Consider the following 26469-nt stretch of genomic DNA (forward strand, 5'->3'; position numbering starts at 1 on the left):
TGGTCTAAAAGGAAAAATATATTAATGAGCTTGATGAAAAATGGGGGGATATTTTTGATTAATAATGTTGGTCAAATTATGTTATATGTAGATAATCAAGATGAGGCAGTGAGATTTTGGACTGAAAAAGTAGGGTTTTGTGTTATAACTGAATAAGATAATGGTCAAGGACTTAGATGGATTGAGATTTCTCCAACAAAGGAAGCTGAGACAAGTATTGTACTCCATAATAAGGAATTCATTGCTAAAATGCAGCCTCAACTAAGCCTCAGTACGCCTTCTTTAATGTTTTTTCAGAAAACCTTGATCAATTACACAATGATTTATCGAATAAAAACATTATAGTTGGAGAAATTGTCAATATGCCTTCTGGTAGAGTATTTAACTTTGCAGATATGGAAGGAAACTATTTTGCGGTGATGGAAAAAAGTAAATTGTAAAAGAGTAATACGACAAATTAAAACCTAATTGAATAAACAATAAACCGTCGTTTCGTACTTTTTTGTAAGAAACGATGTTTTTTTCTGGGCACATTGCTTACGTTGGAAAGTGTTGCACAAACTAGCTATTGGTCCCAACATTAGAATTGTAAGTTTGTAACATTTTTTTTCGCCTGATAAATAATACAATGATTAAAATTGCTTCGCTTATAATCAACAAACCTACACCTAATAACAACCCTCCGAAAAACATAAATTCATTTATACGCCACGAAAAGAAAAACCACCCCACTATTGCACAAATCCCCAATAAAAAGTTGAGTGTACTGGCAATAATCGTCTGTATACCGAATAACCCTGTTTTTTCAATCATTTTTGAACCAAAAACATAACAAATAATCAAAGAAATTACTATAGAAGCAACATAAATGGCTAAAGCTATGTCACTGTTTTCTAACAGCATAGTTTTTCACTCCTTAACTTTCATTTATCACCAATTACAAGTTGTCTCGTTTAAAAAATACTAAATTCTGTTAATTAAAGCGTATCATAACTAGAATTGGATGAGAATAAGCAATTATCAATAATCATTTTCTTAAATGGTACTTTTAAGAGAGAGAAACTGGGTCTTTATGGTAAAATGAATGATAGTTTCACCTAAAAGTGAAATGAATGTCAAATATCACTATAAATTATCCTCCACTTAAATGTATAATAATACAAAACTATGAATAATTGCTTAGCTTGAAAGGGAGAGGATTGGATGAATATGATTTGTGAGTCTGAAACATTAGATGAATACTTACTCGAATTAAATGTAGCTGATTATTCTAATCCTATAATTAGAAAAAAAGTTGAGGAACTTTTTAATCCCTTCCAAACAGAATTTGAAAAAGCAAGAGTAGCTAATGAGTTTGTCCGAGATGAAATATCTCATTCTTGGGATATTCAAGGAAAACGAGTCACTTGCAATGCATCAGACGTATTAGCCTATAAAGAGGGTATATGTTATGCAAAATCACATTTATTAGCGTCTTTATTACGTTCACAAGGAATTCCAACCGGTTTTTGTTATCAACGCTTAATGTTGTTTGATACGCCAGAAAAAGGATATTGTATTCACGCTTTGAATGCTGTCTTCTTTAAATCACTTAATAAATGGGTAAGGTTAGATGCTCGTGGAAATAAAAAGGGAATTGATGCCCAATTTTCGGTTGATGAAGAAAAATTAGCTTTTCCCATTCAAGAGGAATTCGGTGAAAAGGACTACCCCGTTATTTATGTAAAACCACATCCAAAAACGATAGATGTATTAAAGGAGCATACTGATGTATTAGAATTGTATAAAAGTCATTTACCAGATAGTTTATAATTATTTATCTAACGGGGCAAGAGTTGAAGGTTTGGCTGCTAATGGCATCTTATTAAAATAACTGTTATCAGACTTACGTAGGAAGTTTCGTTGAAGAGGATTGTTGTTTTTATTAAAGTAAGAAGCGTATTCAACTTAAAATAACGAATACGCTTGTTCTCCCTCTCGTGAGGCGAATCATTACATTGATTCCCTTTTGCGTGATTATACGAGGTGTATCACAGAATTAAGCAATTATTTGTTCTCAAAGTATCCCGCAACTGTATCTAAATAATATTTGCTCTCAAAATTTTTATGTCTTTTTAAAGCAGACTTTAAGGATACCACGAAAGTTTGGTATCACCGTTTAGTGGTTGGGTTTTAATTTCTGTACTTAAGGTATTGAACCATTTACTTAAAATTTCATCCTTTGCTAGATTTGCATTGTCATCATCTTCCCAAATTACATGAGAAAACCAAGCTCCAGTTGCCCATTGAAATTGTAGCTCAGCATAGGCAATCTTAGGGTGTTCAATTTGAGTAAAATTCCCATTTACTGCAGAAGCAACAGTAGATGCTTGGGGTAGTAATTCGTTTTGAATCTTATCTTTTATGATAGGATTCTCAAGTTGGTTCCACATAACAAGCAAGCCATCTACTTGATAAAAAATGTCGAAAGAAGGTCGTTCACCCATATTGATTAAAACAAAGGCACGTTCTACTGTGTTGTTAGTCGCCTTAACCGCATTCACGATAATATTCTGTGCAATTTCCACCCAAAAATTCATTGCTTCTTCTTCTGGAGACTCTATATAAAACTCAGATTCTAGTTCAGAAACATCAGCCTCTCCTTTATTAACTTTTTCTATCTTCTTAAAAAAGCGATTAAAGAACCCCATTACATGCACATCCTCAAGTTCTATTTAATAAAAAGGAATACAATTTGATTTAGATGTTCATTAGCAATACACCTCAATATAGATTATTATTCTGCAAATTTTACCAAAAGCCTTGTTAGGCTATTAGTATATTTGATAAAAGACAGGATTGATAAACACAAAATTAGTAATTAATGGTATTATTTTACGAGAGGGTATTAAATTGAGTAACAAAAAGGGAGAGGGAACGATGGGTAAAAAAGTTTATTTTCTATTAACTGAAACAGGCACACTTTTGTCTGAAACCATCAAATTATATACAAAGGCCAAGTATAATCACGTATCACTTGGATTGGATTATGAGCTACGGCAACTATATAGTTTTGGCCGTAAAAATCCCATTAATCCGTTAGACGGAGGTTTTGTTCATGAGGATTTTGAACGCGGCACTTATAGTTGGCATCCACATACTACAGGTGCCTTATATGAATTAGCAGTATCAGAAGAAGTGTATAAAAACATGGAACAGGTCATTACTGAATTTCAAATACACAAGGATAAGTATTTGTATAATTTCATTGGACTTTTCGGGGTTTGTTTAAATAGACCGTTAGAAATAGATTCAGCTTATTTTTGTTCTCAATTTGTCTCGGAAGTTCTAAACAGAAGTGGATTATCACTTTTTGATAAACCTAGTGCATTGGTAACTCCAGAAGATTTTTATAAAATAAAGCAAACGACTCTTGTCTATGAAGGGAGAATCTATGAATATGAACCGATAAAACAAAGATTAATAAGAAATCCATATGAATATCATTCTTTTCCATTCCGTAAGTACATGTGGCAACAAATAAATATTGAAGGAAAAAACGAAGAACGCCCCTTATCTTTTAGGGATGGCTATTTAAAACCAAAAAAAGTATTTGTTGATACAAATTTAAAAAAGCTGAAGAAAAGAAAATAGGTCAGGCACCGCCCGAATTAAAGGAGAAGATGCTCTTTTGTTTTTAAATGATGCTCCAGAAAGTATCTGGGGATTTTTTGTGTAACGAAGGAAATTTTTAAAAGACTAGTTAAAATGGGAACATTGGATGAATTTATTAATGCTGGTTACTTCAAAAATATTGTCAAAATGGAAAATATTATAAATGATGATTATGTATGTCCGATATAAGCTATAGGAACTACTATTTTAAAGAGGTGAAGAATTTGAGAATACAAGCGGTTGGAAATGCTGCAACAAATCCAATTACGGCTACTCAAAGAAGTGAAGCTAGCTTTGAAGACGTATTAATGAATACACAAGTGACAAAAAAGGATAATCCAGAAAATACCATAACAAATATTTATGAGAATCTATCCAATAAATATGATGTTCGAAAGGCAACATTTGAAGAAATAAAAGAGATTTCTCATTCGCTATATGAAGCGGGTGAAATTTCTTTGAAGGAAGTTGCAATTCTTACATTTGATTATGAAAGAGCAACGAATGATATCAAAAATCAGGTTGGAAGTGTATCACCTAATTTCAGCTTATATGAAACAGAAGCTAACAAAAATGGGCAAAGAGATTGGATTGCAGAATACGAAGCAAGAGCAGCAAAATTCTTTCAGTCTGGCGATTTAGTTGGTTATCAAAATAGTACGAAAATATTAAATATTTTAAGAGAGATACAAAAAAGGTGAAGAGTGAGTCATTACACATTTTGATGAAACAGGCACACTTTTGTCCGAAATTATCAAAATTGATTATAAAAGGAGGCAATTGTAATGTCATGGAAAGAAAAATTTTCAGTAGGAATGATTAGCCTTGTTCTTCTTGTGCCCGTTGCAACTGCAGGGTGCAGTGTGAATTCCAATCAAATAGGACAGAAGCGTACTGGGGAAAAGATTCATATGCCGGTATCTATGGCTACGGATTTTGCAAATTACAAAGAGGTGCCTGTGAGTTCAACAGCGACCGTTAAGCCTTATGTAATAGAGCCGGATTTAAGTAACGTAACGAATACAGAGATGTTTCAGTTTTCCAATGAGGCGGAACGTATGTTGATAGAAAATGGCTTTGTCGTTATTCCAAGTCAATATCGGGAATTTTTTATGCTTTATGAAGTCAACCGCTATCAACCAGTACCCAATTTCATTACAACCGACTCCATGCTTCATAACTATCATTTATACTTTAATCATTTACTGCGCGTGGTAGAAAAGGACAAGCTAGCACCGTTGTTAAATGAGCTTACGGCAGCCATGCTTTCTGAATCTGAAAAACAGTATAAAGCCCTTAAAGGAACAGATTGGGAGAATGCTGCTAAAAGGAACATCGGTTTTTTCACCGTAGCTAGTAAACTTTTAAATCCTGAAATTCCTGTTTCAGGAATAGTAAAGGTGGAAGTGGAAGAAGAACTGCGACTTATTGAAAACAGAGGAGGAATTCAGGACTCTCCTTTAATGAATATGGGGCAAAATGTGAAAGGAACAGAAATCCTCCGAGAGGATTATTCGCAGTACATCCCGCGTGGTCACTATGATAAAGATGAACTTTTACAGTCGTATTTCAAGGCGATGATGTGGTATGGAAGAATGACTTTTAGACTTCAAAGCGACGATGAAACGAAGTCCGCAATCTTACTGACGTTGGCTCTTAGTAGTGGAGACAACGGACAAAAGTGGGATCAAATATACCAGCCGACAAACTTTTTTGTAGGAAAAGCCGACGATTTGTCCTTTTTAGAGTACATTGTCCTTTTGGAGAAAATATACGGGGCCGATGTGGGGCTTGAGGATTTAACAGCCGATGACGGAAAATTGCTTTCTTTTAAGGAAGCTGCTTCAAAGATGGAGCCGGCACTTATCAATTCAATTCCAATTTTTGATGAAGATATCCAACCTGACCGTGCAAAAGCAATCAATGGTTTTCGCTTTATGGGGCAGCGTTTTACACTTGATGCGGCTATTTTTCAACGGTTGATTTACCGTGATGTAAAAGAAAATAGTGAGGGTCAGAGAAGATTGCTTCCAAAGGTACTTGATATCCCTGCTGCAATGGGATCTAAGGAAGCTCATACCATTTTAGAAGACGAAGGGCAAACGAGGTATGACGGTTATCAAAAAAATATGAGCAAACTACAAGAATATATTGCCAATCAGGGTAAAGAAATATGGACCCAAAACCTTTACTGGGGTTGGCTTTATACTTTGAATTCTCTGCTTGATGAAAAAGGTGAAGGTTATCCATCATTTATGCAAAACCGAAATTGGCAGAGAAAAGACTTGAATACGTTTGTATCTAGTTGGACCGAGCTTAAGCATGATACGCTTCTATATACGAAACAGGTTTACGCTGAAATGGGTGGAGGAGGAGAAGATGTGGATGACCGCGGTTATGTCGAGCCTAACCCAGTTCTCTTTGCGCGTCTGGCTGCATTGGTAGACATGACACGGGAGGGGCTAGCTTCGCGGAATCTTTTGGATGAAAGAGACCGTGAAAGTCTCGACCGCATGGAGCAATTGGCTCTTTCCTTAAAAACTATTGCAGAAAAAGAACTTTCCAATACCCCACTTTCGGATGAGGAGTATGATTTAATCCGTTCCTATGGAGGGCAATTGGAGCATTTCTGGCTTGAGGCATTGCGGGATGTTGGTGTAGACCACCCTTCTTTAATAGGTGAAAACCCTGCAGCCTTAGTGGCTGATGTGGCCACTGATCCAAATGGACAAGTACTGCAAGAGGCTACAGGCCATATTTTTGAAATTTATGCTGTCGTTCCTGTTGACGGTCGTTTGAGAATCGCTAGTGGTGGTGTTTATTCCCATTATGAGTTTCCATGGCCACTTGCTGATCGGTTGACGGATAAAAAATGGCATGAAATGCTAGACACTGGTGAGGTTCCACCACTATCTGGTTGGACTAAAAACTATATAGCCCAATGAGAGTAGCTTTATTGATATTTAGCGCTTTGTTGATGATAGGAATGCTATTTGGTTGCGGTTTTACTACTCAACAGAAGGATAGAAATAACAGCGCTTTTCATGATATTTCATCTTTTAGAGAAAGTCGTATGAAGTTGCCAGAAAAAAGAGAGTCAAATTGTTTTGCGATAAGGGAAGATATAAAGCCGTTATCGAACAAGGGCTTCGCATCAGAAATGTTTCAAGATCAAAAGTTGCTACCGGCATACAGACTGGTGAAAACCGAGTATTTCGACTTGGATGGAAATGGAATCAAGGAAGAATTTGCATTGCGTGATGGTAAGATAACGGTCAAAGCGGACTCTCGGCTAATCTGGCAGTCACCGAAAAATTGGTGGGTCGACTATTTTTTTCTTGGAGATACGAACAATGATGGTATTTCCGAGCTTAACCTTTTAGTTTGGAAAGAAGGGAGCTTTGGCTCCCAAAAGCCCTTTTGGATAGAGGAAGAGGATACGGAGGTTAAAAATCACTTCTTTATTTTCAAACTAGAACAAGGTGATATGAAACCGGTCTGGCAATCTTCCAACCTTGATTTCCCTAATTACTGTGCTGACAATATTAACTTCAATAGTGATGGTGAAACTGAGTTACTAACGGTAGAGGGTAGTTATACAGACCCCTACAAGCGGGAAGTTACTTTATGGAAGTGGGATGGTTGGGGATTTTCTAGGAGTGACTTTGAGGCTGGGGGAGCGGAGATAAAATGAAAAAAATTCTATTAATTTTGTTAACTATGCTTTTAGTAATTGTGGTTACTGCATGCAATGATACAACTACGCAAAAAGAAGTGAATAATATAAGAAATGATAATGAAATTGCTGTTGATACGGAAGGAACAGTTGATCATAGTAACTATGACAAAATAAGTGCCTATATGGAAGAAGAATGCAAAAACGTCTTTTCTCCATATTATGAGTTATTAGCTTTTGAAATATCAGATTATCAGGAAGAAGTTGTGAATGGAAACGTTGAAGCGACCTTCTTCTATAAATTAATACACAAAAATTATGATAAAGACCCGGATACAGTGGGATATATTAAAGAAGCGAAGGAAAGTGGTAATGTCAACTATCAACAAATGTACGATGAATACTTACAACCGAAAGAAATGAATTTCGAGTTAAAAGCCATGATAGATGAAAATGATGGAATCACGCTGTATTCTAATGTTTCTCCAAAAGGAATCGAATGGGAAGAAACAAAAATGTCTGATTTTATCATTAGTAAATAATTAATTAAAATCATTGGAGGTAAAATATGTTATCAAATATTGGTGCAGGTGGTTTCATTCTGTTTGTTAATATTATTCTTTTAATTGTTGGTCTATTTATTCTATACTTCGTCATTTCAACAGCAGTCAAGGTTGGTATTAACAAGTCTGTGGTTGGTCAATATATCGAAAAGAAGTATGGGGTTAATGAGGATAAAGAAATTAATTCTTGATAGTGATTTGAATGGTGACAGGTAAAATGGCTTATTGTACAAACAGTGGTTATTGCATAATAGCGGAGATCGTCAAAACGGCGGTCTTTTTTGTTTAAGAGTAGTAATGTTGAATAAGTACTCAACAGTGCTTAGTGTAGCGGTGTCATCTATGGTAAAATATAGAACAGAAATCGTTGGAAAAGGCGTGAGTTAAATGAATGATAAATATAATTTGTCGAAGCATGAAAATATGTTTTTAGCTAAAAAAACATTAATAGCTAACATATATTACACCGCAAAAATTGAAGGAGTCAATATTACTTTTCCGCAAACAAAAACAATTTTAGAAGGTGTTTCTGTTAGCAACTTGGATATGGATGATGTGCAAAAAATTTTAAATCTTAGAAATGCTTGGAAATATACATTAAACAATATAGAGAAACCATTTGATTTAGACTTTGCAAAAAAATTAAATGAATTTGTTGCGTATAACGAAAGTATTGAATGGGGTGTTCTCCGAACGGGGAATGTAGGAATTTCAGGAGTAGAATACCAACCTGCGATTCCAGTAGAAAGTGAAGTAAAACTTGAAATGGAGCAAATTTTAAGTATTCCTTGTGTAACAGAACGAGCATTGACTTATATGCTGTGGGCGATGAGAAAACAATTGTTTTGGGACGGAAATAAACGTACAAGTATTATTTCAGCCAATAAAATTCTGATTGAAAATGGCAAAGGTATAGTAAGTGTCGAAGAAAAAAATTTAGGTGAATTTAATGAAAGGTTGTCAAAGTTTTACGAAACGAATGATTATAATCACATCATTTACTTTTTATATGACAAATGTATTTTCGGTATTGATTATAGCTAGATTTTTGGAAACTTCACATATTTAGTGGAAACCTCAATTTTTTCATTAGGAAAATATTTAAAGGAGTGTCATGAATGATACTTGTAAGTTCCTGTTTGGCAGGATTGAAAGTAAGATATAACGGTGCCCATTGTTTAGATAAGACGGTTAGCGAATTAGTTAAAGCGAACAAAGCCGTTACAGTCTGCCCTGAAGTGCTTGGCGGGCTTACCACTCCAAGAGAACCTGCAGAAATAGTTGGTGGAGACGGCAATGATGTTTTGAATGGAAAGGCAAAAGTAATTACCAAAACTGGGGAAGATGTAACGGACTGTTTCCTAAAAGGGGCTTATACTGTCTTACAAAAAGCGAAAGAAATAAAGGCAACCATTGTTGTACTTAAGGAAAATAGCCCATCCTGCGGCAGTTCAATGATATATAATGGTGAATTTTCCGGTAAGAAAATTGCAGGGAATGGCGTTGCGGCTGCTTTACTTAAAAGAAATGGAATACAAGTTATTTCAGAACAAGAATTTGCCGAAAATAGCTATTAGAACTGTCCGTACTATATTCAGGGGTGGGATTATTTTGTTAATTGTATATAGTGGTTATAAAATAAACAAGTAGTAGTAATCTTTATGTTTGTTATTATTATAGGTTTTATTATTTTTCAATATTCATTAAGCATCCAAAATTTTACCCATTCGGTTAAGAGTAGAGCTGATATACAGAGATTGAATGCAATGATTGATTATTATAATAGCCTATAATTCAGTGTTAAAGTGAATTTTAAAATGATAAAATATTTTAAAAGGAGTGTGTTCACTATGGAGATGGAATCTTTCCAAGTAAATTTGCCAAAAGAATTTTTACCTCTAATTAAAGCATTAGATGGCCCGAATCTTGATGCAAAAGTTAAATTATCTTTAGCGCTTGGTTTATTTGTTAATAAGCAGGTGACGCTTGCTAGAGCAGCCGAACTTTCTGGAAAATCATTAGGAGAATTTATTGATTTTTTGCGTTCTAAAAACATTCCTTGGATAGAGTATAATGAAACAGATTTAAAAGATGATGAGAAAGCAATAGAGGATTTGCTAGGTGATTTGGATGTTGAAGAATAAAATTATTACGAATTCAACTCCTATTATAGGTTTGTCTATTTTGGGAAAGTTACATCTTCTAGCTGATTTGTTTGAAGAAATTTATGTACCTAAAGCTGTTTTCGAAGAAATTATTGACAGTTATTCATCGCGACAGTACGGTAGAGACGAATTAGCAAGAATGGTTAGAGAAGGAACATTTCAATTATACGATGTCCAGAACAGTGGCTTAGTGAAGAAATTATATGGTAAGCTCCATGAAGGTGAATTAGAAGTGATTGTAGGAGCTAAGGAACTTGATTTAAAATTCGTTGCCATAGATGAGCATGCTGCAAGAACACTTTCCAAAACATTTCTTTTACAACCAATAGGCACTATTGGAATTTTAATTCTTGCTAAGAAAGTAGGTTTAATTGAAGAGGTTAAGCCTTTACTTGATAAATTGCTAAAACATGATTTTTATATGTCAAAGAAATTATATCGCCAAGCTTTGAATCATGCTGGTGAAAGGTAAGGAAAAATATAGACAAGTGTCAGAATTTAACGGTTATGCAACACACCAATCCAATCTAAGCGACATCATTCTAGCATATTGGACAATCAATCCCGAATACATCTAAACAAATAGATGAAGGGAGTGGTTGCTTATGGGAAAACAACTAAATAATCAACTAAATAATAATGAAAAAGTTGGTAAAGAGAAGAGCACTGTGCAAGGAAAAACAGAAATAAAGATTATTGTTGAGGTTGCGAATGAGTTGGATACAAAAAAGGCTGTTCAAGAATATTATAAAGTGGTAAAAAGTGAACGTTTGTAAACGAAGGGGCAGGCATATGCCTCTTTTTTCTTTTGACATACATAGTTAATATAACAGTAGTGATTAGAGTGGAATATTTTGATAAAATAAATGTAACAATTTTTTGTTTAAAGGAGGGGATATCCAATGCTATGGGAAGATGTTAGACAAGCTTATCCTAATAAGTGGGTTGTATTCGAAGCGATAGAAGCTCATTCTGACAATAATTTTCGTATCGTTGATGATATTGCTGTTGTTGACACTTTTGATGATTCTATGGATGCGTTTAGAAGACATGCGGAGTTACACAAGCAAAAACCACAACGAGAGTTTTACTTTTTTCATACATCACGCGAAAACTTAGATATTCATGAAAAGAAATGGGCAGGGTTGAGAATGATATGATAAAGATAAACGAAAAAGTTGGTCTTCCTTTTATCGAAGCATCTGTAACATTTCGAGGTAAAAGTATTAGATTAGAAAATGTTCTTATTGATACCGGATCCGCTGGTACTATATGTAATGTTAATCGACTAGAAGAAATTGGAGTTAAACCAGAATCTAATGATGTAACACACACGATTCAAGGTATTGGCGGTCTTGAGTTCGTTTATACGAAACAGATTGACCAAATTGCTATTTCAGATAAGATTGCTATTAGTAATTTTGATGTTGAACTAGGATCGATGGATTATGGAGTAGAAATCGATGGAATTATTGGTTATGATTTTATGAAGGAACTTGGTTTAACGATTGATCTAAAAAAATTAAAATTAAGTATTTAATATGAGTGGCTTGTGCCGCTTTTTTTATGTGGTCATAGTAGTAAACTATTTAAGCTATAAATAGGTTAACCCCAATGGTACCCTTCATCAACAACACACGATTGTATGGTGATTGCACCATTAACCGGAAATTCCATGAGCAAATTTGCGAATGCCTTAACTGACAGCCCTGTATTAATGGCTGCAAAAGCAACATTAAGAAATCTAAATCCTGTAGTCCTTGGCATTTCAACTAACGATGCCTTAGGATTAAATGGCATGAATTTAATGAAGCTAATGGCAACAAAAAATATCTATTTTATTCCTTTTGGCCAAGATGACCCATTAAGAAAGCCAAATTCGATTGTGGCGAGAATGGATGCTTTATTAGAGACGGTGGAAGCAGCGCTAAACGGGCGGCAATTCCAACCAGTATTAATTGAAAGATATCGAGATGGAGAATAAGCAAGATTTCTGATAATATAAAGTTGGTTATAAAAATTCTTTCCTAAGTAATGGAATATGATACAATAATTTTTATAATTTAAAAATAAATTAACGTTGGATAAAATATTTGTATAGTAAGGGAAGGAGAAAAATAATGGAAAATGTAAGAGGATATCATGTAGCAGTAGTAGGAGCAACAGGTGCGGTAGGGGAGAAAATGCTTTCTACGTTAGAAAAGCGAAACTTCCCCATTTCAAAACTAACTTTATTATCATCAGAGCGTTCCGCTGGTAAAAAGCTAGTCTTCAAAGGCGAAGAGTATGTTATTCAAGTAGCAAAGCCAGAAAGCTTTGAAGGCGTTGATATTGCCTTATTTAGTGCTGGTGGATCGGTTTCAAAAGCTTTAGCTCCTGAAGCAGCTAAAAGAGGTGCCATTTGTATTGATAATACGAGCGCATTTCGGATGGACCCAGAAGTACCGTTAGTTGTACCAGAGGTTAATGAAGCAGATATTCATGAGCATAAAGGAATCATTGCTAATCCAAACTGCTCTACAATTCAAATGGTAGTAGCGTTAGAGCCGATTAGAAAGGCTTTTGGATTAAAGAAGGTGATTGTATCTACGTACCAAGCAGTTTCAGGTGCAGGTGCAATGGCAATTAAAGAAATGAAGGAGCAATCGCAAGCTGTATTAAGTGGCGAAGCTTTTACACCGGAAATTTTGCCTTGTGGGTCTGACAAAAAACATTATCAAATCGCTTTTAATGCTGTTCCACAAATTGATAAATTCCAAGATAATGGCTACACATACGAAGAAATGAAAATGATTAATGAAACGAAGAAAATTATGCATATGCCTGAATTAGCAGTTGCCGCAACGTGTGTTCGTGTTCCAGTAGAATACGGTCATTCAGAATCTGTTTACATTGAAGTTGAAAAAGAAGGTGTAACAGTTCAAGAAATGAAAGATCTTCTTTCTAGTGCAGAAGGCATTATTTTAGAAGACAGACCAGAGGAGCAAGTTTATCCAATGGCCGTCACTGCTACTGGTAAATTAGAAACATTTGTTGGCCGTATTCGTAAAGATTTAGATAATGATAAAGGATTCCATATGTGGATTGTTGCTGATAATTTATTAAAAGGTGCAGCATGGAATTCAGTACAAATTGCTGAACGTGTAATTTCATTAGGAATTCTTAAATAAACTTTTAAATAAACGATATGAAAACTGCTTGGGCTTAATTGGTGGGCTAAGGACACACTGGCTACAATAGTGATTTTACAACTTTGAAGGGGTGTCTTATGAAAATTATTGTCCAAAAATTTGGCGGAACATCGGTGAAGGATGAGGAAGGTCGTCTACAAGCAGAGTCCCATATCTTGAATGCATTAGAGGAAGGATACAAGGTCGTCGTTGTTGTTTCAGCGATGGGTCGAAAAGGTGACCCATATGCAACGGATACACTGCAAAGCCTTGTCGATGTTACGAAGATTAGCAACCGTGAACATGATTTACTGCTTTCATGCGGAGAAACGATTTCGGCCATTGTTTTTTCCAATATGTTAAAGGGTCGTGGGATACCCGCAATTGCTTTGACAGGTGCACAAGCAGGTTTTCGAACAAATGACGAGCATACAAATGCCAAAATAGTTGAAATGAAATGTGAACGCATTTCTCGTGAACTCGAAACATATGATGTTGTTGTCGTTGCTGGATTTCAAGGGATTTCTAAAACAGGCGAAGTAACCACTTTAGGCCGGGGTGGCAGTGATACATCCGCTGCTGCCTTAGGTGTGGCATTGAACGCTGAATGTATTGATATTTTTACAGATGTAGATGGTGTGATGACAGCTGACCCGCGCATTGTCGAAGGGGCCCGGCCTTTAACTGTGATGACCTATAATGAGATTTGTAATTTAGCACACCAAGGTGCGAAAGTGGTTCACCCTCGTGCTGTTGAAATCGCCATGCAAGCAAAAATCCCATTACGGGTGCGCTCGACTTATTCAGATGGATTAGGAACATTAGTTACAACGACAGTTGAGAATAAGAAGAGCGGCGACATTTGTGATCGTGTCGTGACTGGAATTGCTCATGTTCCAAATGTTACCCAACTAACCGTTATAGCTGGGAAAGGGCATTATAATATCCAATCAGAAGTATTTAAAGCGATGGCGCAAGAAGGCATTAGTGTTGATTTTATTAATATTTCACCTAATGCCATCATTTATACAGTTATGGACAAAATGGCGGATCGTGCCATTACTGTTTTAAAAGAATTAGGCTATGAACCGAAGAGCATTCGAAATTGTGCGAAAGTTTCTGCGGTTGGAGCGGGGATGACTGGCGTTCCGGGGGTTACTGCAAGAATTGTCAACGCTCTTTCAAAGGAAGGCATTCAAATCCTGCAATCAGCTGATAGCCATACAACGATTTGGGTGCTCGTTCATGGAGAAGATATGGTTCGGGCAGTTAATTCATTACATGATGAATTCATCAATAATGTGTAAGGGGTTGAACATATATGGTTTTTGGTCGCGTCGGTACAGCGATGGTAACACCTTTCGATGCGAATGGTCATATTGATTTTCAGAAGACTACGAATCTTGTGAACTATTTAATAGAAAACGGAACGGATTCGCTCATTGTCGCAGGAACAACGGGAGAATCGCCGACACTTTCTACAGAGGAAAAGGTTGCTTTGTATCGCCATGTTGTTGAGGTTGTAAATGGCAGGATTCCGGTTGTTGCCGGAACAGGGAGCAACAATACAAAGTCAACAATGGAGCTTACGAAAAAAGCAGAAGAGACGGGCGCAAATGCAATTATGCTTGTTGCTCCTTACTACAATAAACCTGACCAAGATGGGTTATATGAGCATTTTAAAGCGATTGCTAATGTAACAAGCTTGCCTGTTATGCTTTATAATATTCCAGGGCGCTGTAGTGTCAATATTTCGGTCGATACAATTGTTAAACTATCGGAAGTGGAAAATATTGTTGCTGTAAAAGAAGCAAGTGGAGATTTAACTGCCATGACTGAAATTATCACCCGAACAAATGATAATTTTTATTTATACACTGGTGATGACAGTAATACTTTACCAATACTGTCCATCGGCGGAAGAGGTGTTATTTCTGTTGCTTCCCATGTCATCGGAAAAGAAATGCAAGAAATGATTTCACTTTTCGAAAGTGGTGAAGTGAAAAAAGCAGCCCAGCACCATCAACGTTTATTACCAATCATGAAAGGATTGTTCATCGGTCCAAACCCTGTGCCTTTAAAATATGCTTTACAAACGAAAGGTATTGATGTTGGTTCGGTGCGCTTACCATTAGTTCCGCTGCAAAAGGAAAAACAAATAATCATTGATGAACTTCTAAAAACGAGCCTGTAATTTAGGCTCGTTTTACTTGTTTTAAAATTCTTCCATACGGTATAATAAAGATAAGTGACTTTGAGCGGTTCAAAATTGAATAGGAGGATTTTGATTTGGTAAAAAGAGAAAAAAATCCAGTTAGAATTTTTGCGCTTGGAGGCCTCGGAGAAATCGGGAAAAACATGTATTGTGTTGAAGTTGGTCCCGAAATATATGTCATCGATGCTGGATTAAAATTACCGGAAAATGAATTGCTTGGAATTGACACCGTCATCCCTGATATTACTTATCTTGAGGAAAATGTTACGCGAATGAAAGGAATTTTTCTTACACATGGCCATGAAGACCATATAGGGTCTTTATCTTATGTATTGCGCCGTATACAAGTTCCAATATACGGTACAAGGTTAACGCTTGGCTTGGTGGCTAATTTGTTAGAGGAATCAGGGTTGAAAAATGCAGCAACACTACAAGAAATTGATGCAGATACCGTTTTAGAGTTTGAGTGTGCGAGTGTTTCTTTTTTCACAACAACACATAGTATCCCGGATTCAGTTGCAGTCGTTATTCATACACCAGAAGGCGCAGTCGTACATACAGGTGATTTTAAATTAGATCAAACACCTGCAGATGGTGTTCGTTTTGACTTTTTAAAAATGGCTAAACTCGGTAGAGACGGTGTTCTATGTTTATTATCTGATAGTACGAATGCTGAAATACCTGGAACGACAGGGTCAGAAAGCTCTGTAGGTGAAGAATTATGTGATTGTATTAGTGGTTCAGAGGGCAGAGTTATTGTTGCTACTTTTGCTTCTAATATCCACCGAATTCAACAAGTATTTGATGCAGCAGCCTTTGCCAATAGAAAAGTGGCCATCATCGGCAATAGCATGAAGCGGGTCATTGAAATCTCAATGGATTTAGGATATTTACATGCCCCAGAAAAATTAATGATCCCGATTTCGGAGATTGATAAATGGGATAATCGCCGTCTTGTCATTTTAGCAACAGGTGTTTACGGTGAACCTTTAGAAGCATTATCTCGAATGGCTTGTAAATCACATCGTCAGACTTCTATAAAAGCTGGAGATACAGTTATTATTGCTGCATCAATCATTCCTGGTTATGAGAAGCTTGTTTCTAGTACGGTTGATTTACTTTTCAGAGCAGGTGCCAATGTCATTTATGGGAATAGGAAAGTCCATGTATCAGGTCATGCAAGCCAAGAGGAACTTAAAATGATGATTAGCGTCATGAATCCTGAATATTTTATCCCAATTCAGGGTGAGATGAAAATGCAACGGGCACATGCGAAACTGGCTGAGGCAACAGGAATGGATAGTGACCAAATCTTTTTACTAGAAAATGGTGATGTTTTTGAATATAAAAACGACCACGCCCGAATTGGTGGAAAGATTCCATCTGGAAATGTATTAATTGATGGTTTAGGAATTGGGGATGTCGGTAATATTGTTTTAAGAGATCGACGGTTATTATCACAAGATGGCATATTAATTGTTGTTGTTACAATATCAAAAGAAAAAAATCAAATTATTTCTGGCCCCGAAATTATTTCAAGAGGCTTTGTTTATGTAAGAGAATCCGAACAATTATTTGGTAAATCCACTGAAATGGTTGAGCAGATTATTATGAAGTGTTTAAAGGATCGGACAATGGATTGGTCAACTTTAAAAACAAATATTCGCGAATCGCTTAGTCACTATTTATACGAAAAAACAAAAAGAAGACCGATGATCTTACCGATTATTATGGAAATTTAACAATCACAGAAGAAGAACTGGCTGCACTTTAGCCAGTTCTTTTTGCATGGTAAGAATTAAATGCTCTATTGGGATTCATACTATATGTAGTTTGATTTTATGAAAGGAGTTCCGATATGGCGAATATAGAGAACAATCCGTCCTTAAGGCAAGCAGACGAGGATCAAGATCAGGATCAAGAAAAAAAGGACGTAAAGGAATCAATAGTAGATAAAATTCAGCAGCTCGGTCAAACAAATGTGCCGCAAATGGGCCAAGAATCAAATATTCACTGCCTAACAATCATCGGCCAAATCGAAGGACATATGCAATTACCGCCACAAAATAAGACAACGAAATACGAGCATTTAATCCCGCAAATTGTTGCGATTGAGCAAAATCCTAAAATAGAAGGGTTGCTACTTATTTTAAATACAGTTGGCGGTGATGTAGAAGCTGGTCTCGCAATAGCAGAAATGATTGCATCATTATCAAAACCAACCGTTTCTATCGTATTAGGAGGCGGACATTCTATCGGTGTTCCAATCGCGGTTAGTGCTGATTATTCTTTTATAGCAGAGACGGCAACGATGACAATTCATCCTGTTCGGTTGACAGGCCTCGTTATTGGCGTACCGCAAACATTTGAATATTTGGATAAAATGCAAGACCGTGTTGTTCATTTTGTTACGTCCCACTCTAATATTACGGAAGACCGATTTAAAGAATTAATGCTGTCAAAGGGTAATTTAACTCGAGATATTGGGACAAATGTTGTTGGGCGGGATGCGGTCAAATATGGTTTAATTGATGAGGTAGGCGGTGTTGGCAAGGCAATTGCGAAGGTAAATGAATTGATTGAGGAATATCGACTCACAAAGCCTGCCAATGAAGGAGAACTACTGCAGTGATTATGTATACAACAATGCCGCTAGAATTAATTTACCAAGAAAATAATGAATCTTTTGAAGCACAATCGATTATCGAATGTAATGGTTTGTCCTTAGTTGTCGAACCGCTACCTAATAATCAATGCCGCGTTGTCCAAGTGCTAAGCACAAATCCATACGATTTCTTAAACGAGTCCTATAAACCGGGCTCAATCTTAATGCTCAAACCTCAATTTTAAACTTCATTCAACAAAAGTCGAAATAGTCGTGATTGTCTATATTATGGTATAATAGATAAAAACCAACAAAGCAGCCTTTTGATGTGGCTGCTTTCTTTTTGATACTATACGGAAATTAAAACCTAGGTGATTAAAATGGCAAAATCTAAGAAAAAAAGATCAGAAAAAAGAGCCTTAGACTGGAAAAAGACGCTTTACTTTGAACTTGGTGGACTTGGTCTTCTGGCAATCTCAATCATCGCCCTCGCTAATATTGGTGGTGTAGTTGGACAAGCCTTAGTGCAGCTATCGCGCTTCTTTTTTGGAGAGTGGTACAGCGTTTTATTAGTAGGGCTCTTTGGGCTATCTTTATACTTTATTATTCGAAGGAAATGGCCTCCTCTTGCAACAAGAAGATTGGCTGGTGTTTATACGATTATTGCGGCCTTTCTATTATTTTCCCATGTTGAAGTTTTTGGTGAAATTAACAATCACGCACCATTAGGGAATCCCTCTATTATAAAAAATACTTGGAGTCAATTTTGGGGAGAGGCAAAAGGCCAAACACCAACAGAATTAGGAGGAGGAATGGTAGGAGCGATTTTATTCGCAATATCATATTTTCTATTTGATGCAATTGGTACTAAAATTATTTTTCTATTTTTACTATTAATCGGACTCATACTTGTAACAGGCATTTCCCTCCATGATGTATTATCTACGGGAAGCAGACGAATCATTCAATTTATTAAAAATCAATTTACTAGTTTTGGAACAGATATACAAACATGGATGGCTGAAAGGCAGAAAAAACATGGGGAAAAACAAAGCGATGGAAAAAATGGAAAACATCAGGATGGCGAGAGTGAAATAGAAGAGCCGAAAACTGAAACGATAATTCTAGACCATAGTTCTAGTGAATTTGAAGAACCAATCATATCTGATTTTAGTGAAGTGGCTAGTCTTGATACTACTATTCATAATGATGAAACGAATGTACGCCAAATTCATCATCTGAAAAATGCCCACCAACAAGATGAAACCGAAGCATTTGAAACATCTGAAACAGGTGTCGCGATAAAGTTTACGGAAATTGCCAACGAAGCCTATCAATTGCCAACTGTTGAATTATTGAAAAAACCAATCCATAATGGGCAAAATCAGGAAAAAAAATTAATTTCATCGAATGCCCAAAAACTAGAGAAAACCTTTGAAAGCTTCGGTGTAAAAGCAAGAGTAAAAAAGGTCCATTTAGGTCCAGCTGTTACAAAATATGAGGTTCATCCCGCAGAGGGTGTAAAGGTTAGTAAAATCGTTAGCCTTAGTGATGATTTAGCATTGGCCTTAGCGGCAAAGGATATTCGGATTGAAGCACCAATCCCGGGTAAATCGGCTATTGGCATTGAAGTTCCAAATCAAGAAGTGGCAATGGTTACGTTGCGGGAGGTTTTGGAATCAAAACAAAATCAGTCTAATGCCAAGCTCATGGTTGGTCTTGGACGGGATATTTCTGGGGAAGCAATCCTAGCAGAACTAAATAAAATGCCGCATTTACTTGTGGCTGGAGCAACCGGGAGCGGGAAAAGTGTTTGTGTAAATGGAATTATCATTAGCATCTTAATGCGGGCAAAACCACATGAAGTAAAATTGATGATGATTGACCCAAAAATGGTCGAGCTGAATATGTATAACGGGATTCCGCATTTGCTTACTCCTGTAGTGACAGACCCGAAAAAGGCATCACAAGCATTAAAAAAAGTTGTCTCAGAAATGGAACGGCGTTACGAACTATTTTCACATACAGGAACGAGAAATATTGAAGGATATAATGAACATATTCGCAGCGAAAACGAGGAGACAGGTGAAAAACAGCCGGAACTGCCATTCATTGTTGTCATCGTTGATGAGCTTGCTGATTTGATGATGGTTGCCTCTAGTGATGTCGAAGATGCGATTACAAGACTTGCACAAATGGCCCGGGCGGCAGGTATTCATTTAATTATTGCTACCCAACGTCCGTCTGTTGATGTCATTACCGGTGTTATTAAAGCAAATATCCCTTCAAGGATCGCCTTTAGTGTTTCTTCCTCTGTTGATTCACGGACAATTCTTGATATGGGCGGTGCCGAAAAACTATTAGGACGAGGCGATATGTTATTTTTGCCTGTAGGGGCATCAAAACCAGTTCGGGTCCAAGGCGCCTTCGTCTCAGATGCCGAAGTAGAGGAAGTTGTAGATTATGTCATTTCACAACAAAAAGCACAGTACCATGAAGAAATGATGCCGACCGAGGAAAATGAAATTCATGTCGAAGTTGATGATGATTTATTTGAGGAGGCTGTTGAACTCATTATTGAAATGCAAACTGCCTCCGTATCAATGTTGCAAAGACGTTTTCGTATTGGCTATACACGAGCAGCAAGGCTGATTGATGCCATGGAAGCGAAAGGTATTGTTGGCCCATACGAAGGCAGCAAACCACGCGCTGTTTTAATAGCAAAAGCGAAAGATGAAGTATCCAATCAATAATTGGAAGCAGGGGCGGTTCTCTTGCTTCATTTTTCTGCTTCCTTTGTCGAAATGAAAATGATATAGTAAATAGTATAAAGTTAGAGGTCTGATGTCTCAATTTTTTTTGGAGGATGAAAATGTGATTAAACCGGATACAAGACATCTATATTTACTAGTGGTCGATCGAATCAAAAAGGATATCGATAGCGGTGCTTATAAGGAAGATGAAAAACTTCCTTCTGAATTTGATTTAGCAAAACAATTAGGAATTTCAAGAGCAACTTTACGGGAAGCCTTACGGGTATTGGAAGAAGAAAATATTATCATCCGCAGACATGGGGTAGGAACTTTCATCAATCCGAAGCCTGTATTCACTTCGGGTATTGAAGAATTGTTTAGCGTTACTGATATGATTAAACGTGCTGGCAAAAAACCGGGAACAATCTTTGTGTCAACAACTTCTAGGCAAGCAACAGATGATGATATTTTTAAATTTAATTGTGCTCCTGATGAAGAAATTGTTGTAGTCGAACGTGTTCGGACCTCAGATGATGAGCCTGTTGTCTATTGCATTGATAAAATTCCGAAATCAATATTACCGATGAACTATACGCATGAGTTAGGCTCTATCTTTGATTTGTTTGAACGGGAAGCAGGTTGTCATATTACATACGCGATTACCAACATCGAGCCATTAGGTTTTTCAGAGAAAATATCGCCAATCCTGCATTGTGAAGTAGATGCTTCTCTATTAGTAATGAAGCAAATGCATTTTGATGAGAATGATCAGCCAGTTTTTTATTCATGCAACTATTTTCGAGCCGATAAATTTTTGTTCCATGTTTTACGAAAAAGAGTGTAACGAAAAACGGAAGAACTCCTTAAGGGGTTCTTTTTTGCTTTCATTAGAAATTATTAGTAAGATTACGTTATATTGGGAATACTTATGAGTTTATTTTCGTACTTTTAAACAAAACATATTGACAGATGAATCATATTTGAACTTGCCATAGAGGAGGAAATTAGATGAATCTTGTGAAGGAAGAAAGTGTACAATTAAATGGATTGACACTTCATGGGATTGAAACGTTGAAATATAAGACGAATACGATAGCTTTACGGCTGAAAGCCCCACTTTCGGATGATACGGTAACAACAAGAGCGCTTCTCCCTTATGTTTTACAAAGCGGTACTGAAAAATTCCCGTCAACGCTAAAGCTGCGCACGAAACTTGATGAATTATACGGTGCATCTTTAAATGTGGATGTTGGGAAAAAGGGAGAATATCAAATTATTACAATTCGAATGGATATCGCTAATGAGAAATATTTAACAGACACGACTCCATTACTTAAGAATGGCCTTGAACTAATGGCAGAAATATTATTTTCACCGGCTACGGAGAATGAGGGGTTTTTGAAGACAATCGTTGAAAAAGAAAAACGTGCCTTAAAGCAGCGCATCCAAGCCGTTTATGATGATAAAATGCGTTATGCCAATATGCGCCTCATCGAAGAAATGTGTAAAGAAGAGCCTTATCGCTTAAATGCCCATGGCACGATAGAAGATTTAGAGAAAATCACTGAAAAGTCGTTATATGAATATTATCAAGCAGCCTTATTGAACGATGAAATCGACTTGTATATTGTCGGTGATATTCATTTTGATACAGTTAAAGAAATAGTCGAGAAAGCCTTTATTTTACCATCTAGTCGCAAAATGAATTTTGTCAAAACAAATGTTGCTCATAAAAAGGTAGCAGCCGTGAATGAAGTCGTTGAGCAGCAAGATATTAAACAAGGGAAGCTCCATATTGGCTGTCGTACAAATGTAACGTATAAAGATAATGATTATTTTGCCTTACAAATGTACAACGGCATTTTCGGTGGTTTTTCCCACTCGAAACTATTTATAAATGTCCGCGAAAAACAAAGTTTAGCCTATTATGCAGCCTCAAGGTTTGAAAGCCATAAAGGGCTGTTAATGATTATGAGTGGGATTGAGTTTGTCAATTATGAAAAATGTGTAAACATCATTAAAGAGCAGATGGAACAAATGAGGAACGGCAACTTTACAGATGATGAAATTTCGCAAACAAAAGCCGTCTTAAAAAATCAAATTCTTGAAACAATTGATACGCCCTCTGGCTTAATAGAAGTGCTCTACCACAATATTGTTTCAGGTCATAAACGTCCGATTGAAGATTGGATTACGAAAATTGATAGTATTGCGAAAGAAGAAATTACAGCAGTTGCCGCGAAAGTGGAGCTTGACACGGTCTACTTCCTGAAGGGATTGGAGGGAGCGTAAATATGGAGAAAATTGTTTTTAACCAGTTAAAAGAGACATTATATTATGAAAAATTAGCAAATGGATTGGATGTTTACCTTTTACCTAAAGAGGGCTTCAATAAGACGTATGCAACGTTTACAACGAAATATGGTAGCATTGACAATCGCTTTGTGCCTATCGGTCAAAATAATGAATTGCATGTACCTGATGGTATCGCCCATTTTTTAGAGCATAAACTTTTTGAAAAAGAAGATGGCGATGTGTTCCAGCAGTTTAGCAAGCAGGGGGCATCGGCCAATGCGTTCACTTCTTTTACAAGAACGGCCTATCTTTTCTCCAGCACCTCCACCGTTAAAGAAAATTTAGAAACATTAATTGATTTTGTGCAAAGTCCATATTTTAGCGACCAAACGGTTGAAAAAGAAAAAGGGATTATCGGCCAAGAAATTACGATGTATGACGATAATCCAGATTGGCGCGTTTATTTCGGCTTAATTGACAATATGTATAAAACACATCCTGTTAAAATAGATATTGCCGGAACGATTGAATCGATTTCAAAAATAACGAAAGAGCTTTTATATACTTGTTATGAAACATTTTATCATCCAAGCAATATGCTTCTTTTTGTTGTCGGGCCGATTAATGAAGAAGAAATCATGAATCTAATCCGTGAAAATCAAAACAAAAAGGAATTTAAAGAAGCAAAGGAAATTAAGCGTTTCTTTGACGAGGAGCCAACTGAAGTGGCAAGTCAGAAGCAAGTGTTAAAAATGCCGGTGCAAACGCCAAAATGTTTAGTCGGTTTTAAAGCGAAAAATCCAAATCGTCGCGGCAAAGCATTATTAGAGCGAGAATTGTCAATCAATGTTTTATTTGATTTATTGTTCGGAAAAAGCTCTGAAAATTATGAAAGCCTTTATAATGATGGTTTAATCGATGACAGTTTTTCTTTTGACTATACAGAGGAATATGGCTTTGGTTTCGCGATGGTCGGCGGGGACACAGAAAATCCCGAAGAGTTGGCAAAACGCCTTAAGGATATGATGATTAATTTTAATATCAACAGTATTTCTGAAGATTATTTAGCAAGAATGAAAAAGAAAAAAATCGGCTCCTTTTTGCGAGCATTGAATTCGCCAGAATATATTGCCAATCAGTTCACAAGGTATCAATTTAATGAAATGAATTTATTTGATATTGTGTCGGTGCTAGAAGGCATTCAAATGGCTGATTTACAAGAAGTGGCCAAAGACTTATTCGATGAAAAATGCTTTACAGTATGTGAAGTTGTGCCAAAATAATCGATTGCGCCCCTAGAAATGAGTGGGCGCTTTTTCTAATGATTGGGAAAGGATGAGGTGTTTCACATTTATGAATAAATGGGCATTAATTACTGGGGCGAGCGGTGGAATTGGTCAAGCGATTGCCAAGGCCTTAGCGGAAGAGGGCTATAATCTTTATTTACATTATAATAAAAATGAACAGGCGGTAAAAACATTAGTAAGTCATTTACCTGTACAATCGAAATGTATTTGTGCTGATTTATCAAGCCCAGATGGTTATCTTGTATTAACCGAACAAATGGAACATTTTTTGGACGTCGTCATTTTTAATGCGGGATTTAGTCATGTTGGTTTAATAACGGATCTATCCGATGAAGAAGTACAAAAAATGGTCCAGCTTCATATTACAAGCCCGTTTTTAATAGCAAAGCATTTGATTCCTGAAATGGTACGCAATAAGCGGGGGAAAATCATTGTTATATCATCCATTTGGGGCTTTGTTGGCGCCTCTTGTGAAGTTCTTTATTCGATGGTAAAAGGCGGGCAAAATACGTTTGTAAAGGCATTGGCAAAGGAAGTGGCTCCCTCTGGAATGAATGTAAATGGGATTGCCCCGGGGACGATTGAGACAAAAATGCTCGACCATTTTTCTGATACTGATAAACAAGAAATACTTAACGAAATTCCGATGGGCCGTTTTGGAAAACCAGAAGAAATTGGTCATGCTGTGACATTTTTAATTTCAGAGAAAGCTTCCTACATTAATGGAGAAATATTAAATATAAATGGCGCATGGTATACATGAATATTTTTTAAAAGAACATGGCATCATAATCATGAATAAATCCAAAAGGAGTGATGATGATGTCAGTACTAGATAACTTTGAACAATGGAAAGATTTTTTACAAGACCGCATGAACCAAGCGAAAGGTAGCGGTATCGATCAAGGCACAATATCAAACATAGCTGTTGAAGTAGGAGAGTATTTGGCAAATGAGGTTGATCCGAAAAATCCTGAACAAAGACTTCTTTCTGAACTATGGAATGTTGCTTCTGAACAGGAACAACAGGCAATTGCAAATATGATGGTAAAATTAGTACAAAAATCATAAAAGGTTTTATTTATTATGTTAAAGGGAGGCTTCTAAACGGGACCTCTCTTTTGTTTTTATCCTATGAATTGATCTGTTATGACAAATTTTGATATTTTTATGATTATTTTGTCTGGTTTTGTTTATTGTTCTTTTCTATTATAAAAAAATCATTTATTATAGTAGTAGTTAAGAATGGAAAGTAAGGGGACAGGCGCATGGAGAAGGAAGAATGGTATTTAGAGTATGAAATTGTCATTAATCGTCCAGGACTCCTTGGGGATATATCTTCCTTATTAGGTATGTTATCTATTAATATAGTTACAATAAATGGTGTAGAGACGATGCGCCGTGGTTTACTTATAAAATGTGAAAAACAACAACAAATAGAGCGTCTTGAATCAATTCTACAGACAATTGATAACATAAGAGTAACAAAGCTAAGGAGACCAACATTACGTGATCGCCTTGCTGTAAGACATGGTCGTTATATTCATCGGGAAAAAGATGATAAAAAAACGTTTCGCTTTGTTCGCGCAGAAATTGGAATTCTCGTTGACTTTATGGCAGAGCTGTTTAAGAAAAATGAGCATAAATTGATTGGCATCCGGGGAATGCCGCGGGTTGGAAAAACAGAATCAATTGTCGCTGCAAGTGTATGTGCTAATAAAAGATGGGTTTTTGTGTCCTCCACGCTATTAAAACAAACAATCCGTAGCCAATTAATAGATGAAGAATATTACAGCGACCATTTATATATTATCGATGGAGTTGTTTCATCGAAAAGAGCACCAGAGAAGCATTGGCAATTGGTACGGGAAATCATGCGTATGCAAGCCGTAAAAGTAATTGAGCATCCAGATATTTTTGTTCAGCATTCCGAATATACGCTTGACGATTTTGATTATATTATCGAACTTAGAAATGATTATGATGAAGAATTTACATATGAGGTTGTGGATCAACAACACTCCACAGATGCTGGATTTGGCTTTTCAGCCTTTGATTTTTAATTA

Annotated in this window: 27 protein-coding genes and 4 pseudogenes; 29 read left to right on the top strand and 2 right to left on the bottom strand. The window is 36.4% G+C overall.

Annotated elements, in window-relative coordinates; genetic code table 11:
- The first annotated feature begins 249 nt into the window (after positions 1–249).
- Positions 250–440, top strand: a pseudogene (locus GX497_15940) (glyoxalase).
- A gap of 121 nt (positions 441–561) precedes the next feature.
- On the opposite strand, the gene GX497_15945 reads toward GX497_15940, so the two are convergent.
- Positions 562–903, bottom strand: a complete 342-nt coding sequence (locus tag GX497_15945) for a hypothetical protein (protein HHY74685.1) — start codon at positions 901–903, stop codon at positions 562–564.
- A 300-nt stretch (positions 904–1203) separates the two neighbouring features.
- Between GX497_15945 and GX497_15950 the strand changes: the two genes are divergently transcribed.
- Entirely contained in the window at positions 1204–1812 is a 609-nt protein-coding gene (locus GX497_15950; protein HHY74686.1) for a transglutaminase family protein, read from the top strand.
- Between the two features lie 314 nt (positions 1813–2126).
- Here GX497_15950 and GX497_15955 read toward each other — a convergent pair whose 3' ends face one another.
- Complete coding sequence (locus GX497_15955) at positions 2127–2690, bottom strand: hypothetical protein (protein ID HHY74687.1); 564 nt, start codon at positions 2688–2690, stop codon at positions 2127–2129.
- Between the two features lie 229 nt (positions 2691–2919).
- Here GX497_15955 and GX497_15960 point away from each other — a divergent pair.
- From GX497_15960 to GX497_16090, 27 genes and pseudogenes are all read left to right on the top strand, one after another.
- A pseudogene (locus tag GX497_15960) lies at positions 2920–3447 on the top strand (hypothetical protein).
- A gap of 431 nt (positions 3448–3878) precedes the next feature.
- Positions 3879–4355, top strand: coding sequence for a hypothetical protein (locus GX497_15965; protein ID HHY74688.1), 477 nt, complete (start codon positions 3879–3881; stop codon positions 4353–4355).
- Positions 4356–4439: 84 nt separating this feature from the next.
- On the top strand, positions 4440–6599 hold the full coding sequence (locus GX497_15970; GenBank protein ID HHY74689.1) for a DUF3160 domain-containing protein: 2160 nt from the start codon (positions 4440–4442) through the stop codon (positions 6597–6599).
- Between the two features lie 128 nt (positions 6600–6727).
- Positions 6728–7348: a hypothetical protein gene (locus GX497_15975; GenBank protein HHY74690.1), complete on the top strand. Its 621-nt coding sequence runs from the start codon at positions 6728–6730 to the stop codon at positions 7346–7348.
- Positions 7345–7872 (top strand): hypothetical protein, encoded by a 528-nt coding sequence (locus GX497_15980; protein HHY74691.1) that lies wholly within the window; start codon positions 7345–7347, stop codon positions 7870–7872. The genes GX497_15975 and GX497_15980 overlap by 4 nt, the downstream gene beginning before the upstream one ends.
- 26 nt (positions 7873–7898) lie before the next feature.
- Positions 7899–8109, top strand: a pseudogene (locus GX497_15985) (hypothetical protein).
- Positions 8110–8280: 171 nt separating this feature from the next.
- Complete coding sequence (locus GX497_15990; protein ID HHY74692.1) at positions 8281–8937, top strand: Fic family protein; 657 nt, start codon at positions 8281–8283, stop codon at positions 8935–8937.
- Between the two features lie 74 nt (positions 8938–9011).
- The gene (locus GX497_15995; GenBank protein HHY74693.1) at positions 9012–9470 is read left to right on the top strand and encodes a DUF523 domain-containing protein; all 459 of its coding nucleotides are present in this window, start codon (positions 9012–9014) and stop codon (positions 9468–9470) included.
- A gap of 279 nt (positions 9471–9749) precedes the next feature.
- Complete coding sequence (locus GX497_16000; protein ID HHY74694.1) at positions 9750–10037, top strand: UPF0175 family protein; 288 nt, start codon at positions 9750–9752, stop codon at positions 10035–10037.
- Positions 10024–10530, top strand: coding sequence for a DUF3368 domain-containing protein (locus tag GX497_16005; protein ID HHY74695.1), 507 nt, complete (start codon positions 10024–10026; stop codon positions 10528–10530). The genes GX497_16000 and GX497_16005 overlap by 14 nt, the downstream gene beginning before the upstream one ends.
- 133 nt (positions 10531–10663) lie before the next feature.
- On the top strand, positions 10664–10834 hold the full coding sequence (locus tag GX497_16010) for a hypothetical protein (protein ID HHY74696.1): 171 nt from the start codon (positions 10664–10666) through the stop codon (positions 10832–10834).
- 126 nt (positions 10835–10960) lie between these two features.
- Positions 10961–11218 carry a hypothetical protein gene (locus GX497_16015; GenBank protein ID HHY74697.1) on the top strand — a complete coding sequence of 86 codons (258 nt, stop codon included), beginning with the start codon at positions 10961–10963 and terminating at the stop codon, positions 11216–11218.
- Positions 11215–11598 (top strand): hypothetical protein, encoded by a 384-nt coding sequence (locus GX497_16020; protein ID HHY74698.1) that lies wholly within the window; start codon positions 11215–11217, stop codon positions 11596–11598. Before GX497_16015 ends, GX497_16020 begins: the two co-directional genes overlap by 4 nt.
- 99 nt (positions 11599–11697) lie before the next feature.
- Positions 11698–12042 (top strand): annotated as a pseudogene (locus GX497_16025) (dipicolinate synthase subunit B).
- Positions 12043–12178: 136 nt separating this feature from the next.
- The gene (locus GX497_16030) at positions 12179–13228 is read left to right on the top strand and encodes an aspartate-semialdehyde dehydrogenase (protein HHY74699.1); all 1050 of its coding nucleotides are present in this window, start codon (positions 12179–12181) and stop codon (positions 13226–13228) included.
- 98 nt (positions 13229–13326) lie between these two features.
- On the top strand, positions 13327–14535 hold the full coding sequence (gene dapG / locus GX497_16035) for an aspartate kinase (GenBank protein ID HHY74700.1): 1209 nt from the start codon (positions 13327–13329) through the stop codon (positions 14533–14535).
- A 14-nt stretch (positions 14536–14549) separates the two neighbouring features.
- Positions 14550–15422: a 4-hydroxy-tetrahydrodipicolinate synthase gene (gene dapA / locus GX497_16040; protein ID HHY74701.1), complete on the top strand. Its 873-nt coding sequence runs from the start codon at positions 14550–14552 to the stop codon at positions 15420–15422.
- Between the two features lie 95 nt (positions 15423–15517).
- Positions 15518–17185: a ribonuclease J gene (locus GX497_16045; protein ID HHY74702.1), complete on the top strand. Its 1668-nt coding sequence runs from the start codon at positions 15518–15520 to the stop codon at positions 17183–17185.
- 116 nt (positions 17186–17301) lie between these two features.
- Positions 17302–18075 (top strand): ClpP family protease, encoded by a 774-nt coding sequence (locus GX497_16050; GenBank protein HHY74703.1) that lies wholly within the window; start codon positions 17302–17304, stop codon positions 18073–18075.
- Positions 18072–18293, top strand: a complete 222-nt coding sequence (locus GX497_16055) for a hypothetical protein (protein HHY74704.1) — start codon at positions 18072–18074, stop codon at positions 18291–18293. Before GX497_16050 ends, GX497_16055 begins: the two co-directional genes overlap by 4 nt.
- A 135-nt stretch (positions 18294–18428) precedes the next feature.
- The gene (locus tag GX497_16060; protein HHY74705.1) at positions 18429–20801 is read left to right on the top strand and encodes a DNA translocase FtsK; all 2373 of its coding nucleotides are present in this window, start codon (positions 18429–18431) and stop codon (positions 20799–20801) included.
- Positions 20802–20892: 91 nt separating this feature from the next.
- The gene (locus GX497_16065; GenBank protein HHY74706.1) at positions 20893–21645 is read left to right on the top strand and encodes a GntR family transcriptional regulator; all 753 of its coding nucleotides are present in this window, start codon (positions 20893–20895) and stop codon (positions 21643–21645) included.
- 164 nt (positions 21646–21809) lie between these two features.
- Positions 21810–23093: an insulinase family protein gene (locus tag GX497_16070; protein ID HHY74707.1), complete on the top strand. Its 1284-nt coding sequence runs from the start codon at positions 21810–21812 to the stop codon at positions 23091–23093.
- A gap of 2 nt (positions 23094–23095) precedes the next feature.
- Positions 23096–24379: an insulinase family protein gene (locus GX497_16075; protein ID HHY74708.1), complete on the top strand. Its 1284-nt coding sequence runs from the start codon at positions 23096–23098 to the stop codon at positions 24377–24379.
- Between the two features lie 70 nt (positions 24380–24449).
- Positions 24450–25166: an SDR family oxidoreductase gene (locus tag GX497_16080; GenBank protein HHY74709.1), complete on the top strand. Its 717-nt coding sequence runs from the start codon at positions 24450–24452 to the stop codon at positions 25164–25166.
- 59 nt (positions 25167–25225) lie between these two features.
- Positions 25226–25474 carry a DUF3243 domain-containing protein gene (locus GX497_16085; GenBank protein ID HHY74710.1) on the top strand — a complete coding sequence of 83 codons (249 nt, stop codon included), beginning with the start codon at positions 25226–25228 and terminating at the stop codon, positions 25472–25474.
- Between the two features lie 197 nt (positions 25475–25671).
- Positions 25672–26466 carry a DUF3388 domain-containing protein gene (locus tag GX497_16090; protein ID HHY74711.1) on the top strand — a complete coding sequence of 265 codons (795 nt, stop codon included), beginning with the start codon at positions 25672–25674 and terminating at the stop codon, positions 26464–26466.
- Positions 26467–26469 lie beyond the last annotated feature (3 nt).

Source organism: Bacillus sp. (in: firmicutes) (genome assembly GCA_012842745.1).
GTDB lineage: Bacteria > Bacillota > Bacilli > Bacillales > Bacillaceae_J > Schinkia.

Coding starts and splice junctions, on each gene's coding strand:
- GX497_16090 (HHY74711.1), top strand. CDS start 25,672: ATGGAGAAGGAAGAATGGTATTTAGAGTATGAAATTGTCATTAATCGT.
- GX497_16075 (HHY74708.1), top strand. CDS start 23,096: ATGGAGAAAATTGTTTTTAACCAGTTAAAAGAGACATTATATTATGAA.
- GX497_15970 (HHY74689.1), top strand. CDS start 4,440: ATGTCATGGAAAGAAAAATTTTCAGTAGGAATGATTAGCCTTGTTCTT.
- GX497_16020 (HHY74698.1), top strand. CDS start 11,215: ATGATAAAGATAAACGAAAAAGTTGGTCTTCCTTTTATCGAAGCATCT.
- GX497_16015 (HHY74697.1), top strand. CDS start 10,961: ATGCTATGGGAAGATGTTAGACAAGCTTATCCTAATAAGTGGGTTGTA.
- GX497_16005 (HHY74695.1), top strand. CDS start 10,024: ATGTTGAAGAATAAAATTATTACGAATTCAACTCCTATTATAGGTTTG.
- GX497_16060 (HHY74705.1), top strand. CDS start 18,429: ATGGCAAAATCTAAGAAAAAAAGATCAGAAAAAAGAGCCTTAGACTGG.
- dapA (HHY74701.1), top strand. CDS start 14,550: ATGGTTTTTGGTCGCGTCGGTACAGCGATGGTAACACCTTTCGATGCG.
- GX497_16050 (HHY74703.1), top strand. CDS start 17,302: ATGGCGAATATAGAGAACAATCCGTCCTTAAGGCAAGCAGACGAGGAT.
- GX497_16085 (HHY74710.1), top strand. CDS start 25,226: ATGTCAGTACTAGATAACTTTGAACAATGGAAAGATTTTTTACAAGAC.
- GX497_16080 (HHY74709.1), top strand. CDS start 24,450: ATGAATAAATGGGCATTAATTACTGGGGCGAGCGGTGGAATTGGTCAA.
- GX497_16065 (HHY74706.1), top strand. CDS start 20,893: ATGTCTCAATTTTTTTTGGAGGATGAAAATGTGATTAAACCGGATACA.
- GX497_16070 (HHY74707.1), top strand. CDS start 21,810: ATGAATCTTGTGAAGGAAGAAAGTGTACAATTAAATGGATTGACACTT.
- GX497_15955 (HHY74687.1), bottom strand. CDS start 2,690: ATGGGGTTCTTTAATCGCTTTTTTAAGAAGATAGAAAAAGTTAATAAA.
- GX497_15980 (HHY74691.1), top strand. CDS start 7,345: ATGAAAAAAATTCTATTAATTTTGTTAACTATGCTTTTAGTAATTGTG.
- GX497_15950 (HHY74686.1), top strand. CDS start 1,204: ATGAATATGATTTGTGAGTCTGAAACATTAGATGAATACTTACTCGAA.
- GX497_15945 (HHY74685.1), bottom strand. CDS start 903: ATGCTGTTAGAAAACAGTGACATAGCTTTAGCCATTTATGTTGCTTCT.
- GX497_16010 (HHY74696.1), top strand. CDS start 10,664: ATGGGAAAACAACTAAATAATCAACTAAATAATAATGAAAAAGTTGGT.
- GX497_16000 (HHY74694.1), top strand. CDS start 9,750: ATGGAATCTTTCCAAGTAAATTTGCCAAAAGAATTTTTACCTCTAATT.
- GX497_16030 (HHY74699.1), top strand. CDS start 12,179: ATGGAAAATGTAAGAGGATATCATGTAGCAGTAGTAGGAGCAACAGGT.
- GX497_15995 (HHY74693.1), top strand. CDS start 9,012: ATGATACTTGTAAGTTCCTGTTTGGCAGGATTGAAAGTAAGATATAAC.
- GX497_15990 (HHY74692.1), top strand. CDS start 8,281: ATGAATGATAAATATAATTTGTCGAAGCATGAAAATATGTTTTTAGCT.
- dapG (HHY74700.1), top strand. CDS start 13,327: ATGAAAATTATTGTCCAAAAATTTGGCGGAACATCGGTGAAGGATGAG.
- GX497_15975 (HHY74690.1), top strand. CDS start 6,728: ATGAAGTTGCCAGAAAAAAGAGAGTCAAATTGTTTTGCGATAAGGGAA.